The 15510-nt window shown below is 39.8% G+C and carries 14 protein-coding genes; 6 read left to right on the forward strand and 8 right to left on the reverse strand.

All coding sequences use genetic code 11. The features are described 5' to 3' along the window. Window positions 1-8: 8 nt before the first annotated feature. The 3 genes from CH365_RS17195 (at window position 9) to CH365_RS17205 (ending at window position 3624) form a co-directional block, all read left to right on the forward strand. Window positions 9-1688 (forward strand): WG repeat-containing protein, encoded by a 1680-nt coding sequence (locus CH365_RS17195; protein ID WP_100769773.1) that lies wholly within the window; start codon window positions 9-11, stop codon window positions 1686-1688. 89 nt (window positions 1689-1777) lie between these two features. Beyond that, window positions 1778-2086 carry a DUF485 domain-containing protein gene (locus CH365_RS17200; protein WP_100769774.1) on the forward strand — a complete coding sequence of 103 codons (309 nt, stop codon included), beginning with the start codon at window positions 1778-1780 and terminating at the stop codon, window positions 2084-2086. After that, entirely contained in the window at window positions 2086-3624 is a 1539-nt protein-coding gene (locus CH365_RS17205) for a sodium:solute symporter family transporter (RefSeq protein ID WP_100769775.1), read from the forward strand. Before CH365_RS17200 ends, CH365_RS17205 begins: the two co-directional genes overlap by 1 nt. A gap of 24 nt (window positions 3625-3648) precedes the next feature. On the opposite strand, the gene CH365_RS17210 is transcribed toward CH365_RS17205, so the two are convergent. Genes CH365_RS17210 through CH365_RS17230 form a run of 5 tightly spaced genes read right to left on the reverse strand, consistent with a single transcriptional unit; the run spans window position 3649 to window position 8580 of the window. After that, window positions 3649-4746: an AI-2E family transporter gene (locus tag CH365_RS17210; RefSeq protein WP_100769776.1), complete on the reverse strand. Its 1098-nt coding sequence runs from the start codon at window positions 4744-4746 to the stop codon at window positions 3649-3651. After that, window positions 4739-5266 carry a cyclic nucleotide-binding domain-containing protein gene (locus tag CH365_RS17215; RefSeq protein WP_100769777.1) on the reverse strand — a complete coding sequence of 176 codons (528 nt, stop codon included), beginning with the start codon at window positions 5264-5266 and terminating at the stop codon, window positions 4739-4741. The genes CH365_RS17210 and CH365_RS17215 overlap by 8 nt, the downstream gene beginning before the upstream one ends. 2 nt (window positions 5267-5268) lie before the next feature. Next, window positions 5269-5826, reverse strand: a complete 558-nt coding sequence (locus CH365_RS17220; RefSeq protein WP_100769778.1) for a lipoprotein signal peptidase — start codon at window positions 5824-5826, stop codon at window positions 5269-5271. Beyond that, window positions 5823-7526, reverse strand: a complete 1704-nt coding sequence (locus CH365_RS17225) for an ABC1 kinase family protein (RefSeq protein WP_100769779.1) — start codon at window positions 7524-7526, stop codon at window positions 5823-5825. Before CH365_RS17225 ends, CH365_RS17220 begins: the two co-directional genes overlap by 4 nt. A gap of 4 nt (window positions 7527-7530) precedes the next feature. After that, window positions 7531-8580, reverse strand: a complete 1050-nt coding sequence (locus CH365_RS17230; protein WP_100769849.1) for a Gfo/Idh/MocA family protein — start codon at window positions 8578-8580, stop codon at window positions 7531-7533. An 89-nt stretch (window positions 8581-8669) separates the two neighbouring features. Here CH365_RS17230 and CH365_RS17235 point away from each other — a divergent pair, with 89 nt between their 5' ends. From CH365_RS17235 to CH365_RS17245, 3 genes are read left to right on the forward strand one after another with little or no spacing between them, the layout of a single operon-like run. Next, window positions 8670-10082: a UDP-N-acetylmuramoyl-tripeptide--D-alanyl-D-alanine ligase gene (locus CH365_RS17235; protein ID WP_100769780.1), complete on the forward strand. Its 1413-nt coding sequence runs from the start codon at window positions 8670-8672 to the stop codon at window positions 10080-10082. A gap of 48 nt (window positions 10083-10130) precedes the next feature. After that, complete coding sequence (purE, locus tag CH365_RS17240) at window positions 10131-10619, forward strand: 5-(carboxyamino)imidazole ribonucleotide mutase (protein ID WP_100769781.1); 489 nt, start codon at window positions 10131-10133, stop codon at window positions 10617-10619. Beyond that, window positions 10616-11737, forward strand: coding sequence for a 5-(carboxyamino)imidazole ribonucleotide synthase (locus CH365_RS17245; protein ID WP_100769782.1), 1122 nt, complete (start codon window positions 10616-10618; stop codon window positions 11735-11737). Before purE ends, CH365_RS17245 begins: the two co-directional genes overlap by 4 nt. Before the next feature lie 52 nt (window positions 11738-11789). Here the strand turns inward: CH365_RS17245 and CH365_RS17250 are convergent, their stop codons facing one another. The 3 genes from CH365_RS17250 to CH365_RS17260 form a co-directional block, all read right to left on the reverse strand. After that, a complete protein-coding gene (locus tag CH365_RS17250; RefSeq protein ID WP_100769783.1) occupies window positions 11790-13832 on the reverse strand; it encodes an acyltransferase family protein in 2043 nt (680 codons plus the stop codon). Window positions 13833-13944: 112 nt separating this feature from the next. Further along, a complete protein-coding gene (locus tag CH365_RS17255; RefSeq protein ID WP_100769784.1) occupies window positions 13945-14904 on the reverse strand; it encodes a hypothetical protein in 960 nt (319 codons plus the stop codon). Beyond that, window positions 14905-15498, reverse strand: a complete 594-nt coding sequence (locus CH365_RS17260) for a hypothetical protein (protein ID WP_100769785.1) — start codon at window positions 15496-15498, stop codon at window positions 14905-14907. Between the last annotated feature and the right edge of the window lie 12 nt (window positions 15499-15510).

Consider the following 15510-nt stretch of genomic DNA (forward strand, 5'->3'; position numbering starts at 1 on the left):
TAAATTGAATGACAGAAAAAAATTCTGAACTTTTAAGCTGGGTCCGGTCCGGGAAATTCAAAATCTTCGCTGCATTTTTTGCAGTTTTAGTTTGTCTTTGGATTTTTTTCAATGTTTATGGCAGAAGTTCCAACCATGCATGTACAACACAATTTGAACCGAAGGCCGATTATCAAGGGGAACTAAATTATATAACTCTGGTCCCATCCAATTCTAAAATTCCTGGTATAAAATTACTCGGTGAAAATTTGAGTTTTGCAAGATTTGGACCGGAGCAGCCAGCATATCTGGCATTTACGAGGAAATTCAAGAGTGGGTTAGCAACTCTCGACGGAGATATCCTTATCTCCAAAGGATATGAGAACTTCTCTATCTATCCTAACGTAATTGTCGCGTACGATAGAATCGCGGGAGACGAAGGATACGGTTATTACGATATCTACGATATAGCGGGTAAACGGATAGGAAATGAAACCTACGACAAATATACTTATTTCGAAGCGGAACCTGAATCTTTGGCGGTATGTAAGAGGGACAGCTGGGGGTGTACCTGGGGTATATTAGATCTAAAAGAGAAAAAAATCAAAATCCCGATCTCCTACAGCGGTATATTTTCCTACTCGGAAGGTATACTCTTAGTAAGTAGTTCGCCAAATAACCAATACGGTTTTCATAAATATCATTTTATCAACGACAAAGAAGAACCTTTATCCCCTCTTTCATTCGACGGTTTCACTTCCGGTTTTTCGGAAGGCCACGCCGCAGTGGAAATAGGTATGAAATTCACTTACATAGACAAAAAAGGGCAGCTGCTCTCAGACTTTATATATGAAACTGGAAGAAAATTTTCAGACGGTTTAGGTCTGGTAAAACTAAACGGCAAATACGGCTTTATTGATCATGAAGGAAAAGTGAAGATCCCATTCCAATATGAACAAGCTTGGCCGTTTTCCGATGGTTTTGCGAAGGTGTACCGGGATAAAAAGCCCTACATAATAGATACTTCTGGAAAAGAAATATTCCAGGGGACGGGAATAGACAAAATCAATAATTTCTTATATGAAGCTTATAATAGCAGCGGTAAAAAATCTTCTTATATATACGTATTGAATGCTAATTTCAAACCGATTCGACCGTTCGCCTTCGATCGTGTCTCCGAACAAAAGGATGGGAATATCATCTTAGCAAGCTTAAAAGAAGGCACTAGTCAAATCATTAGCCCGAAAGGTGAAATATTATTCAGCTCGAAAGATTCCCTCCATGATTCCTTTTACGACAACGGATATTTGATCTTAAAGAGGTCGGGATCCAATGAGAAAAATGATGATGGTAAATACTATCTAATCAACATCGCAAGTAAAACGGAAAAGGAACTCCCTTATCAAAACATTAGGATTTTTACATCCGGAGTTTTTATAGCAAAAGAGGGGGAAAAGGAAATCTATGTAGATACCGAAGGAAATCGGATTTCAGGAAATTTCACTGCAGATGAGTTACAACCTTTCGTAAACGGTATCGCTATTGTGATGGTAAATGGAAAATACGGATTTATAGACAAATCCGGAAATTCTATCACTCCTCCGATTTTCGAAGCCATAGAAAAACCAATCGAAGAAAATAAGTATCTAGTATCATACGGAAAGAAAACCGGATTATTGAACTTAACATCTTGTTTGCCTCAAAATTAATAGTGGGCTAATATTTATTTTTAATTTTCTTTTCTCCTTGCCAACCTGCGGTATAATTCTATTCTCTCCGCCGTTCCAAGGACTTCAACATGAAGATAAAAGCTCATCAATTGATAGAATCCATCGAGTTTAAAAAATTAGTTCGAACTAGATGGACAGTTAGTTTCGTTTTACTGTTTTTCCTATTCCTAAACTATTATGGATTTATACTGATCATTGCCTTAAAAAAGGAATGGATCACTCAAAAAATGGGTACCGGCAACTACGGGTTATATGCAGGCGCATCAGTGATCTTGTTTTCTTGGTTACTCACATTCATATACGTTTTTTGGGCCAACAGTTATTACGACCGAGAAGTAGAAGTATTAAAATCTAAATTAGAATCGGAGAATAAATAATGGAATCCTCTTTAGGCCAGCCGAATTTTATCTCAGTTCTATTCTTCGTTATATTCGTAGTTCTTACATTGGGAATTACTTATTGGGCTGCTAAAAAGACCAAAACTTCCAGTGAGTTTTATGCAGCTGGAAGATCGATTACAGGCTTTCAAAACGGTCTGGCTCTTTCAGGAGACTTCATGTCCGCGGCTTCCTTCTTGGGAATTTCAGGCATGGTAGCCTTGAAAGGTTACGATGGGATCATCTATGCAGTCGGCTGGCTTGTGGGTTGGCCCGCACTCATGTTCCTTTTAGCGGAACCATTACGTAATTTAGGAAAATACACTTTTGCAGACGTATTAGCTTTTCGTTTAAAACAAAAACCGATACGAATCGTTGCTTCTATCGGTGGAATCTTAGTAACAATTACCTACTCTATCGCTCAGATTGTCGGTTCCGGAAAGTTGATCAATCTTATGTTCGGCCTTCCCTATGAGCTGGCTGTTGTGATCGTGGGCGGGGTAATGCTTCTATATGTTTTGTTTGGAGGAATGATAGCAACCACTTGGGTCCAGATCATCAAAGCCTGTCTTTTACTTTTCGGTGTTACCCTACTTGTAATTTTATCCTTGGCTCAATTCGGTTTCAGCCTAGAAAATTTATTCTCCGAAGTAGAGACTAAATTTGGAAGAGCAGCTTTAGAACCGGGAGGATTTGCAGCGAGTCCGATTGATTCTATTTCCTTGGGACTTGCTTTAATGTTTGGTCTATTAGGATTGCCTCATATTCTAATGAGATTTTATACGGTGCCTGACGCGAAAGAAGCCAGAAAATCCGTTGCTTATGCCACGACCTTTATCGGATATTTTTATATCATCATTCCAATCGTGGGGTTTGCGGCTGCAGTCCTCATCGGAAGAGAACAGATCGCGGGTATAGACAAGGGTGGAAATATGGCAGCCGCACTTTTGGCCGAACTATTAGGGGGAACTCCCTTCTTAGGATTTATCGCGGCAGTCGCTTTTGCTACCATTCTTGCAGTGGTTGCAGGCCTAACATTAGCTGCCGCTTCTACCATCTCTCACGATCTTTATTTCAATGTATTCACAGAAGGTAAAGCAACCGAAAAGGACCAAGTCTCCGTTGCTAAAAAAGCAACCGTCGTCTTCAGTATAGTGAGCATTCTCCTTGGGATCTTATTCAAGGATCAGAATGTGGCTTTCATGGTAGGTTTGGCATTTGCGATCGCAGCCAGCGGAAATTTTCCGGCATTATTCTTATCCATTCTATGGAAGAATTTCAGCACGGTAGGCGGAGTGTTCTCCATTCTGATCGGTTCGGTCTCTGCGACTTTATTTATAATATTTAGCCCTACTGTTTGGGTGGATGTTTTCAAATTCGATCAGGCAATCTTCCCTTTAAAAAATCCTGCGATCGTTTCTATGTCTTTGGCGTTTGTTTCTGCATTTATTTTTTCTAAACTGTTTCCGGATGAAACTGCAGCTGCAAAATTCGAATCCGAAAAAGTTAGAGTTTATTTAGGAATAGGCGCGGAGTAAAAGAAAAACGTAAAGCTGCTTATCTCAAAGCAGCTTATGGTCTTTCATAGATCTGTAAAGAGAAGCAATAGTCACTTTTAATATCGCAGCTAATGGAACTGCCACAAGCATTCCAGCAATCCCGAGTAAACTTCCGCCTACGGTAACAGCACCTACTACAATCACCGGATGTAGAGAAACCGCATCCGAGATGATAACTGGTTGAACAAAAAAATTATCTACTGCTTGCGCGATCAGGACTACAACCAAGATTGCAACCATCAGTTCATACATTCCCATTCCGTCGTTGATGCCATTCGAATTGAATATCCCGGCACCTTGGGTCAGGGTCATAAATAATGGAGGAATCATTCCGATAATAGGCCCCAAATATGGAATGGAGTTCGCAATCCCTGCAAATAAAGCAAAGATATAGAAAAATTTTAAACCGATCACGTAAAAACCGATCATGGATATGGCAGTAATGATCGCACTTTGAATGACCAAACTTCTTAAATAATTGGTAATCTGTTCGTTGATCTTTGCCGTTACCATCAAAGTCATTTCGAAATATCGATTCGGAACAAGACTTACGATATTCTTATATACTCCGTTTCCGTTTAAGAGAAACAAGAATGCAAATAACGGTGTAACAACCAAGTATCCGATCAAGGTAGGAATTACTGAAACCAACCCGCTGACCTGAGCATGGATCAACTCTGCTGCTTGTTTTACTAATTCGTCAGGGCGAATCGTGTCTTCCCAACTTGCAGGATAATCGTTGAATGTAAGTTTGAAACCTACTACTAAGTATTTGAACTTAGCATCGTCCATATCCTGTTTCCAGTTTTTAATGATCGGCTGCAATGTGGAAACGATAGGTGGAGCCACTTCCGTTGCTACCAAATAGATCGGAAGACAGATCAGAAAGATAAGAATCGCAACGGATAAGATCCTGGGAATTCCCAATGTTTCGAAGTAGTTTATGGTTCCGTTAAATATATAAAATAAAATTAAGGAAAGAGCAATCGGTACGATTAGAAGTTGAAGGCCGATTGTAAAAAATACGATTGCCGCTCCGACCAAAAAGAAAAATATAAATCGGATAACATATGTGGAGAGCGGTTTCGTAGGATCAGGCATTTTTTTGTCTGCCCTTATAATAAGCTTTTTCCAGTAACTGGTTGGTTTTCTGAAGCCTTTCTACTACGACTCCAGTAAGACTTAAGAGGATCTCTATTCCTATCTTAGGCTTCGTTTCTATAATTTCTTTTAAGTCAGGCTGAAAAAACCCAAGTAAGGTAGAAGGCTCTTGTGCAATCGCGGTTGCCGTCCTTCTCTCTTCGGAGAATAAGGAAAGTTCTCCAAAGAATGAATGTTGGTCTAAATGCGCCAGGTCTAATTCCACTCCGTCTCTAACGGAACGAATAGCAACCTTACCATCGAAGATCATATAAAATCCCGCTCCGGCTTCTCCCTGCCTGAAAATTTCCTCTCCCTCTGAATATTGTCTAATATGGACTAGTCTTGCAATCTCGTGTAAGGTCCTTCTTTTTAACTTTCCGAATACGGAAGTTTCTCGAAGGAAACGCATGATCTCCGGATTGGAGGTCCCTTTTTTCTTTACGATCTTTTTCCAGATGGGGAGTTGCAGGAAATTCAAAACTACTTCTTATCCTCTTCGATTTTCATGGTCAGGATCAGTATCACTAGTCCCACACTCACGCAGGAGTCCGCGAAGTTAAACGCTGGCCATCTATCAATCAAAAGCCAGTTCGGCCAATCGAAGTCTAAGAAGTCCACCACTCCGATAAATCTGCCTTCGTAACGATTTTCGACGAATCCGAACTCTGCTCCGATACCAATAATTTTTATAAAAAACTTATCTATAAAATTCCCGAAAGCTCCGGACATTACCAAGGCCCAACCGGCAGGATGTCCCAGGTCAGAATTTTTCCAACGATATGCAATCAACACTAAGATCGCAACTGCAGTTAGAGCTAAAGAAGTTCTTGGAAATCCCTGGAAGAGGCCCATTACGAAACCGGTATTGAAAGTCAGGGTTAAACGGAAAAAATCCCCTAACAATTCTATCGGGTTATGAGGTCTTAGATATAGTATAGCGATGTATTTGGTAACCAGATCTATGACTGTTCCAATAATCACACTTATAATGAAGATAGGCGGATATACCTCTAAGAATTTCTTTTCGAAATATTTCACTGACGATTCCTTTTAGAGCTGAATTTATTTTTGATAACGGATAGAGCAAGGAGGATTCCGAAGAAAACGGATACTCCGTAAGCTACCATTGCTTGAGTTTCGATCCCTTTATCCAGTCTATCGGTTCCATAATGGATCCCGAAAAGTACGAATGCTGCACTGATAATCTGATGACCTAAGGAATACATCCTCTTAGTATGCTGTTCCAGATCCGGAAGTTTATAGGCCTGCTTGCCTCGGTTTAAGTTTTTAACGGCCTGTAATAATTCTCCGGGAAGAGAAACTGCCTGCCCCCAAATGCCACCCTCCTGGACCAATACCTTCTGCCATTGGTTCTCCCCTTGGAAGACTAGCCCTTTAAAAGGTTTTTCTCCATAATCTAAAACGGTACGATACGGATCTAGGTTCGCGGTAATTCCTACAAGAAGACCAAGAACTCTTTCTAGAGGGACAAGAGCCGTTGGCAATTGGATCATTCTCAAGAGCCCTCGAAGGCTGGAATTGATCTCCTTTAAAAACTTCAAATCCTCAGGTGTATGGATCTGCTCGAATTTTATATTCTTAAATGAATCCGTATCGGATAAAAATTTGGAAAGTTTTTCCATGGAATAGCGGACCACTTCTTCCAACTTCTCTCTATCCGCTTTTTTAGAAACGAGTCCTAACTCGTCTAAAGCTTCTACCAGAGCCGGATAGTCCTTAGTCATCGCACATAAAATGATCTTTCTAAGTGCGATCGCCTGGCTAGGAGGAATTTCCCCGACTGCTCCAAAATCTATAAAACAAAGTTTTTCATCCGGAGTATAGATCATATTTCCGGGATGAGGATCCGCATGATAAAACCTATATTCAAAAATCATAAGAATATAAGCTCTGATCAAAAGATCAACAGGTCTGGACTTCGCTTGTCCTTTTTTTAAAGTGCCGGCCTGAGTGATACGTTTCCCTTCTATAAATTGAGCGGTCAAAACACTTTTGCCACTCCACTCAGGAATGAGCTTCGGAAAAACATAATCAGGCTCTTCTGCAAAATATCTAGCCATACGATCCATGGACTCAGCTTCTAAACGAAGATCGGTTTCTCTTCCGACTAATTTTGCAATTTCCTTATGAACAATCTTGAAATCAAATGTAACCAGGAATCGATTGATCCTTTTTAAAAATTTACGAACTGCTTTCAGATCTTTTTCGATTATCTCTTCGATGCCTGGATATAAAATTTTAACCGCTACTTTTTCTCCCTTAAAGGTGGCAGAATGAACTTGAGCGATAGATGCGGAAGCAAGAGGAGCTTCTGAAATATCCGGAAAAACTTCTGCTATCTCTTTTCCGAATTCTTTTTTAAATCTTTCCTTAATTTCGAAAAAAGGATGAGGAGGAACACGATCCTGCAAGTCTTGTAATGGATCCGTAAAACTTTCAGGAAATAAATGAGAAAGTGATGCAAAGTATTGACCGAGTTTTACGTAAACTCCACCCATTTTCAGGAAAAAGTCCCTACACTCGGAACCGAGTGATTTATAAAATTCTAATTCTCTTTCTTCTCTCGATTTGGAAGAAAGGAATAATCTTACAAATTTATAATACCAAAATAGACTAAGAATTTTTTTCCAAAGAAAGAAACTTCCTCGATAGTATCTTCCTCTCGCAGAATAGGAAGGCAATTGATTGGAATTTGTAGAAGGGGGGCTTGCCTGCATACGATTAGATTTCAGTAACCGTTCTAATTTTGGCGCCGGTTTTGATCTTATGTAAAAGTTCCATGATGCCTAGATTTTCTCCGATGTCCCCGGTCATTCTTTCCGATTTCCCCGTAATAACATTATGCATCTCCGCATATAAGTTCATAAACGGGTTCGATCCGAGGAATGATTTTTCGGGAAATGAGACTTCCGTCAAACTATTAAATCCCTTGTATTTCTTGGAGGGCTTGGAAACAAAAAGTCTCATACCGTCATTGGAAAGAAGGATGCGGGCCTCTTCCGTCATAATATCCATTTCGAATTGAAAATACTTCCTAGCACCTCCCGCTTCCAGAAACACCGCGGGTCCAGACTTATATTCCAAGAACGCGAGTGCACGATCCTCGATGGGGAACCCTTTTCTTTTAGTCAAAGAAGAGCAGATCCGATCCGGTTTACCCAAAAACCAATACACTAAGTCCACTGCATGAGTTCCGTCGTGGAATAATGGCCCGGTCCTTCCTTGGAATGCCCTTCCCGGCGCCAAGGCAGAAGTCAGAACGGAGGCACGGATCGTCCGTATCGGTCCGTATTTGTGGGAGTCCAGTACCTGTTTAGCCCAGGCGTATTTAGGATGATACCTTCTCTCGTGATTGATCCAAATACGGATTCCTTTTTTACGGGAAATTTTTTCCAGATCCTTAGCTTGTAAGAAAGTTTCACAAACAGGTTTTTCGATCAGAAAATTTTTAACACCTTTATCGATCCACTCCAATGCGTTTCGATAATGAGATTCGGATGGGCTTGCAATGATCGCAAGATCGGGTTTATATTTGGAAGGAAAATGATCTGGATCAGAGAAGGTAAATTCTTCGGGAATTTTCCACTGCTTGCGGAAGTTCTCCCTTTTATCCGGATGAGGATCCACTCCCCCTAAAAACTCAAAATTCTTTTTACCCCAAGAAGAGAACAGAGCCCCGGAATGAGTGCAAGGCTTGGATCTATACGGATCTTTTTCCAAGGAAGAAGCAATCCTTCCCAAACCGATTAAAACAACCTTGGTTTTTCGCATCCACATACTTGAAAACCCGGACCGGAAGGTTGCAAGAGGAATTTTTAAAAATAGACTGCGAGTATTTTAGGTAGGAAGATATTGGGCCCATGAAAGCCCCATTCCAATACGATCCGGAAACAGTAAGAAGGATATTACAAAGCCCATCCGACTTCTCCTTTCAAAAAGAACCGGAGATTATAAGTATCAGCACAGCATCCGGAATGGTGGAACCAGGAACCTTATTCGTACCTTTGAAAGGGAACAGAGACGGACATGAATTTATTTTGGACGCTTTGGAAAAAGGAGCCTCATATTTTTTATGCGAGAAGGGACATCCGATTTTAAAAAGCCTCACTGATGAACAAAGATCGAAAGCGATCCAAGTCAAGGATACATTATTTGCGCTCGGAAAACTTGCTACATTTCATAGATCCAGATTTAATCCAATCTTAATTGCAGTCACCGGCTCCAGCGGAAAGACCACTACAAAAGAGATCCTATCCTCCTGTCTTTCACCATTGGGAGAAGGTTTACTGGTCACGGAAAAAAATTATAATAATGAGATCGGAGTTCCATTCACATTATTCCAGATCAACTCAAAGACCAGATACGTTGTATGCGAGATGGGAATGAATCATGCGGGAGAAATTTCAAGGTTAACCAAAATGGCCAGACCGGATTATTCACTCATAACAACGATCGGAACGGCACATATAGAATTATTAGGTTCCAGAAAAGGAATAGCTAAAGCAAAAGCGGAAGTACTGGAAGGAATGTATAAAGGTGGAGTATTATTCTATCCGGAGACGGGAGAATATAAAAATTTTCTAAAACGAAGATGTTTACGTTACGGGATAAAATTTAAATCCGTTCCACTCAAAAGAAGGATAGAAATATTAGAAACGAATCGGAAAGGATTTAAGATCTCATTCCTAAATTCCTCATTGGATTGGAGTCTTCCCGGGATCAAACTTTTGGAAAATCTGGCATTATGTGTGTCTGTCCTGGAAGAAGTAGGAACTCCAACGGAATGGATACAAAACGGGATCAAAAACTTCAGATCCGGCGACAAACGATTGGATTTCCAAGTAGGAAATTATAAAATTCTAAACGATACCTATAATGCAAATAGGGAATCCATGTTATCTTCATTGGAAGCATGTTCTCAGATCGCTGGCGAAGAAGGATTTTACGCGGTACTCGGAGACATGAAAGAAGTGGGAAATTATTCCCGTAAGTTCCATACTGAGATCGGAAGTTTTGCTGCAGGTTTAAAAAACTGCAAGGGAATCTTTCTATTCGGAGCAGAATCTTCACATGCACTAAAGAGCTTTCGAAAAAAAGCAAGTTCGGGACTTCTATCCTTCTCCTTTCCAGGAGACGAAGACGGACTCAAAAACTTAGTGGATACCATCCGGAAAGAAGTGCCTCCCGGCTCTTATCTTTTAGCGAAGGCCTCCAGAGGAATGAAATTAGAAAGAGCTGTAGAAGAATTAAATTCAGTGACCAAGGGCTCCTAAACCGTTTTCGGACTTGCCCAGGAAGCTATCTTAAAGGATTTTGCTAGTGTGAAAACGAAAGTCGCCGTCATAATGGGAAGCAGCTCCGATTGGGAAACCATGAAAGAAGCGGTCTCCATCCTGAAACAATTCGGGATAGAATGTCATACTGAAATTGTATCCGCACATCGTTCTCCAGAACTATTATTTGAATTTTCCAAATCCGCAAGATCCAAAGGTTTCGAGATCATCATTGCGGGTGCAGGAGGAGCTGCCCATCTCCCTGGAATGGTGGCTTCTCTTACTACTTTACCTGTGCTTGGAGTACCGGTGCAAAGTAAGGCGCTATCGGGAATGGACAGCTTATTATCCATTGTGCAGATGCCTGGAGGAGTTCCAGTCGGGACACTTGCAATAGGAACAGCAGGTGCAAAAAATGCAGGATTACTAGCAGCACGAATATTGTCCTTACAAGACGAAACATTATCCAAAAAATTGGAACAATACAGAACCGATATCAAAGAAGAAGCATTGTCCAAAAACAAAGACCTAATATGAAAAAAATTCTACTTCCTCCTGCAAGGCTTGGAGTGATGGGATCAGGGCAGCTCGGAAGAATGTTCGCCCAAGAAGCGATCCGAATGGGTTATCAGGTATCCGTTTATTCTCCCGAAAGAAATAGTCCTGCTTCCTTAGTAGGGGCTACCGAAACAGTTGCCCCATACGAAGACGAAGATTCACTTCAAATATTCTTAAAGTCTATAGATGCACTTACATTCGAATTCGAGAATATACCGGGCGGAGAATTAAACTTTATCTCAGAATATTCCCGAAAAAATTCTCTTCCGGTTTTCCCGAGCCCGGAATGTATACGGATCGCACAGCATCGGATCAGAGAAAAAACATTATTTTCTAAATTAGGACTTCCTACTGTACCTTTTTATCCGATCACGAATAAGGCAGAAGCAACAAAGGCAGCGGAGACTTCCAAGTTTCCTGCAGTATTAAAAACTTCTTCCTTTGGATATGACGGAAAAGGACAGACTAAATTTAAAACCAAAGAAGAATTCAGAGCTTGGGTCGGCTCCCTTGGGCAAGAACCACTTGATCTAATCTTAGAAGAATGGTATGAATTCGACAAAGAAGGCTCTGTGATCTTAGCAAGGGATCAAAAAGGGAACATACTTTGTTATTCACCTTCGGAGAATATTCATAAAAATCATATCTTGGACATCACTATCCATCCCGGAAATTTTCCGGATTCGATCAAAAAACAAATGCTCGAGTCCGCAAGGATTTTGGCGGAAGGAATAGATTATATCGGAGTATTCGGTCTGGAATTCTTTATCAAAGGTGATAAGATTGTCTTAAACGAATTTGCCCCAAGACCGCATAACTCAGGTCACTTCTCCCAAAATGGAGCGAATATTTCTCAATTCCAACTCCAACTGAGATGCCTTACAGGGCTTCCTCTTCCTGCTGAAATTTCTTCTCAACCTTCTTCCATGAAAAATATTTTAGGGCAAGATTATCTTCCAGAGTCGGCTCTTTGGGCAAAGTGTCTTGCAGATGAAAGATACACTTTGCATCTTTATGGCAAATCGGACCCGAGACAGGATCGTAAGATGGGGCATTGGAACTATGTGGGAGAGAGAGCCGACAAGGCGTTTTTATGAGAAAGCGATTAGCGCAGACATAAAAGCCTGAGCTAATCATTAATTTTAATCCTTATTTCGGATCGTATTTTTCTCCCAACCAGTAAGATCCTTCTAAAGAAATATGATTGCTATCCCTATAAAGAAGTTTTCCATCCCTAAAAGCATAACAATATTGATCATCACAAAAATTTTTCCAAGTCTCCCATAATTTAACTTTAGGGAATTCGCTTAGAATAGAATTTACTAATTCATGATATTCTAAATTTCTTTCGTCGAAATTTTTCCTAGGTATTTTGCAAACCTTATCGGGATCCTCAGATTCAAGTCTAAATGGTCGCAAAGAAACACAACGTTTCGGATCGAATCCTATTTCAGGAACATCCGCCACAAAAACGATTTCTTTTCCGGCAGCAGTTAACCTTCTTAAAGTATCCCGCATTGCCTCTCTGAAAGCCTGTTTAGGATCGGTTATATCTGGTCTAAAGCGGTATTTTGCCGCCCCCACCGCATTTATTTCTAAATCTCCATAACCGTGTCCGGTTAAATATCTAGGGCCTCTGCTATTTAATAGTATCTTGGTAATCTTTGGATTTTTTTCCAACATCTCCAAGGTATTACTCTCTCTCTCGCAAGGCCGTTTAGGATCTGCCTCTATTCCGAAAAAAGGAGGGCAACCACCTAATCCCATATGCAATAAATTCAAACGATCGTTGGAAAATTTCCGGATCAATCCATATGCCAATGCGTTCGCGTGACTGTCTCCGATCAGAACTGCATCCGGTTGTTTATTCGGATCTCCTACAAGACAATATACTAAGTTTGATCCGTATTCAGATTTAAATCTATCGATACATTTAGGATCGGAGATCATCCAACCTTCGAAAATTTTCGCGTTCTCACGATATTGAGCAACACGATAAGACCATCCGTCCTTTTTATAAATGGTCTGACCAAATAAAGCCGCGAAAATTAGCAACCCTGCAAGAGAACCCAGAACCCAAGTATTTTCCCGAAAGCGTAAATTCTTTTCCACATAATGCCAAGTTAGAGTAGAAAGTACAAAGGAAAGTACAACTGCAATCAGTCTCCATTTAAGTGCAGGAGTTCCAGATTCCAAAATAGCCGTAAAGGATAACAAAGGCCAATGCCACAAATATAAAGGAAAACTAATCAACCCCACAAAAACCATCGGCTTAATCGCTAAAACTTTCTTATTAATGATGGCTTCAGGACCAGATGAAATAATTAAAACCGCTCCCAAAACCGGAGCCAGCGCGGCAAATCCCGGAAAAGGAGTCGATTTACCGTAAAATAAAACCGGAGCTATGATCAGAACAAATCCTAAGATTGAACGGATATCGCATATTTTAGGGTCATTCCATAAGGGAAAAGAAAATGGTTTATTGAAAAATTCGATTTTCTGAATAAAAGAAGGAAGTAAATCCTTAATCGTTTCTGGCTTATACAATTGAGTCCAAGCCAAGGTAGCTCCAAACAGAAGTTCCCAAACCCTAGTATAAGGTAAATAGAAAGTATATATAGGATTTCTTTTATATTCGGCCAAATTCCATATTAGTGAAACTACAGCGCAGACAATAGTCATGAAAAACAAATTAAATCTACACCGCCAGGCAAGATACAATGCTAAAGGCCAAACTATATAGAACTGTTCCTCGATTCCCAAAGACCATAAATGTAATAACGGTTTTAACTCTGCGGCGCCATTGAAGTAATCGGATAAATCATCCAAAAGAGCTATATTCGAAAAAAAGAAACTTCCAGCGAAAGTATGTCTTCCTAATTGTTTATATTCTTCACCTAATAATACGAAATATCCCAATGTTAGGCAGAAAGTTAAAACCACCAATAAAGAGGGAAAAATTCTTCGTATTCTGCGAGCGTAAAAATCTAAAAAATGAAATGTACCCTTCTGGAGATTTTTAAAAAGAATGCTTGAGATCAAGTATCCGGATATTACAAAGAAAACATCTACGCCAACAAATCCGCCTCGTATCACAGTTGGAAAGGCGTGAAATAGAACTACGGAAAGAACAGCGATCGCTCTTAAACCGTCGATATCCGGACGATAAGTCACTGCATCGTTATGTTTCATGATTTTATTTTAGGCTCTTATAAGCGAGTTTTGGAAGAAATTAAGGCATTCTTACTTTTGTGAGACAAGGCGCAATCATTTAATAATGATCTAATCTCGAGAACAGAATGTTTCAGTCTTCTTTTCCAAAGTTCGAATATATGTATTTTGAAAAGGCCTTATATCCCATATCTAGAGCAATCTTCCCCTTTGTTCGAAAGGTCCCGAGAATCCTATTCAATATTGGCCCGTAATTAAAGAATAAGAATAGTATGGCAAGATTTTCAATGAAGACAATATTCATTATTAAAAAAATGCCTATATGGAATCCCATAAGAGAAAGAATCAGTAAACGTTTTGGCCATTTTTTTAGAAATGGAAATAGTATAGCCAAAAGTTCCAAGATCGTGGAGAAGGCTAAAATAAAATATAAAGTCCAGTTTAACCAACTGTGAGTAAGATAATAATTAGCGATGCCAAGAGAAGGAAATCTAGTAGGACGGATCATCCCATGTAAGATCCAACCTTTCATAATATCGGGATGAAAAACTTCCGGAAAGCCGATAAACAATCGAGCAGCTCCTATATAAACATACTCCAGAATTGGGACCAGCAAAACAAGCAGCATCGCCGCTTTATAGACTTGCGGATTTTTCTGATCCTTGAGCTCCGATCCGCTAAGACTTAAGGAATCCAAGCATGGAGTCAAAGACAAGGAAAACATAATATATACAAGAAAAAGTTCCCGGTGATCCACATGACCACCAAAGCCCTTCTCTATTCCTAAAAAGATCGCAAATCCTATATACGAAGCATACAGAAAATATTTACTTATTCCGAATATTGCTCCTGCCAAAAAGGATAATAAAAGAATTTTAAATATTAAAAGAAATCCCGCAGAATTGATTCCGATCCAATAATCAGAAGGAATAAGCCTGAATATACCTTGAGGAAAAAAAAGACCTGGATCAAGATAAGATAATACTAAAGTCCGATCAAAAAATACGTGTAAAAATACAATCGTAAAAATAAAAATCCGAGCAAAGCCAAGAGTTTGAGAGTCAGCGTCTTCGTGTAAGAGTACCTTTTTCATTTAAAATACCACCGAATAAAGTTCAGTCCTCAACATACTATTTCCATCCGGGGATGCAGTTTTATAAAAAACGACTGAATTTACTTTTTTTGCATATTTGCCCTGATAATAATTTCTTACTGAATTAGCCCAAAGTTGCGCTTCCTTTTTACCATGCTCTTTCTTGGAATCTTTCTGAGAGTCCAATTCTTCTCGTAATAATTCGAGCCGAGTACTCAAAGAAGGCTGGCCGATCGCGGAAAATGAAGACACAGGATTAAAGTCCTGCTCTTCGCCGTTTTCCAGTTTAATCGTCCAAATATAGCTTTCTCTAATTTCTCTCTTCTTACCTAATTGGAACATTGCAAAGCGAGCGAGAGGATAAAAACTTACTTTCTGCGGAAAAAAATACTGCCATCGATCCAAAACTTGCACAGTTGTCCAAAGGAAAACGAAGAGCAAAAACCAGAAAATAACAATCTTATTTAACGCATGCAAATATTCTAAAATTCTAAATTTAAAAAATAATAGCCAAAGGATAAAAAAAAGAGCTATCGTCTCCAACCCGGCCTTTACTGCCAATACAATCAATTCGTTATCAGAGAAGTTATACATAAGATTTCCTCT

The sequence above is a fragment of the Leptospira neocaledonica genome (genome assembly GCF_002812205.1).
GTDB classification, from domain to species: domain Bacteria; phylum Spirochaetota; class Leptospiria; order Leptospirales; family Leptospiraceae; genus Leptospira_B; species Leptospira_B neocaledonica.

Bases quoted from the DNA above. Each gene is read 5' to 3' on its own strand.
- CH365_RS17200 (WP_100769774.1), top strand. From the start codon at position 1,778: ATGAAGATAAAAGCTCATCAATTGATAGAATCCATCGAGTTTAAAAAA.
- CH365_RS17195 (WP_100769773.1), top strand. From the start codon at position 9: ATGACAGAAAAAAATTCTGAACTTTTAAGCTGGGTCCGGTCCGGGAAA.
- CH365_RS17255 (WP_100769784.1), bottom strand. From the start codon at position 14,904: ATGAAAAAGGTACTCTTACACGAAGACGCTGACTCTCAAACTCTTGGC.
- CH365_RS17250 (WP_100769783.1), bottom strand. From the start codon at position 13,832: ATGAAACATAACGATGCAGTGACTTATCGTCCGGATATCGACGGTTTA.
- CH365_RS17245 (WP_100769782.1), top strand. From the start codon at position 10,616: ATGAAAAAAATTCTACTTCCTCCTGCAAGGCTTGGAGTGATGGGATCA.
- CH365_RS17230 (WP_100769849.1), bottom strand. From the start codon at position 8,580: ATGCGAAAAACCAAGGTTGTTTTAATCGGTTTGGGAAGGATTGCTTCT.
- CH365_RS17210 (WP_100769776.1), bottom strand. From the start codon at position 4,746: ATGCCTGATCCTACGAAACCGCTCTCCACATATGTTATCCGATTTATA.
- CH365_RS17260 (WP_100769785.1), bottom strand. From the start codon at position 15,498: ATGTATAACTTCTCTGATAACGAATTGATTGTATTGGCAGTAAAGGCC.
- CH365_RS17235 (WP_100769780.1), top strand. From the start codon at position 8,670: ATGAAAGCCCCATTCCAATACGATCCGGAAACAGTAAGAAGGATATTA.
- CH365_RS17205 (WP_100769775.1), top strand. From the start codon at position 2,086: ATGGAATCCTCTTTAGGCCAGCCGAATTTTATCTCAGTTCTATTCTTC.
- CH365_RS17225 (WP_100769779.1), bottom strand. From the start codon at position 7,526: ATGCAGGCAAGCCCCCCTTCTACAAATTCCAATCAATTGCCTTCCTAT.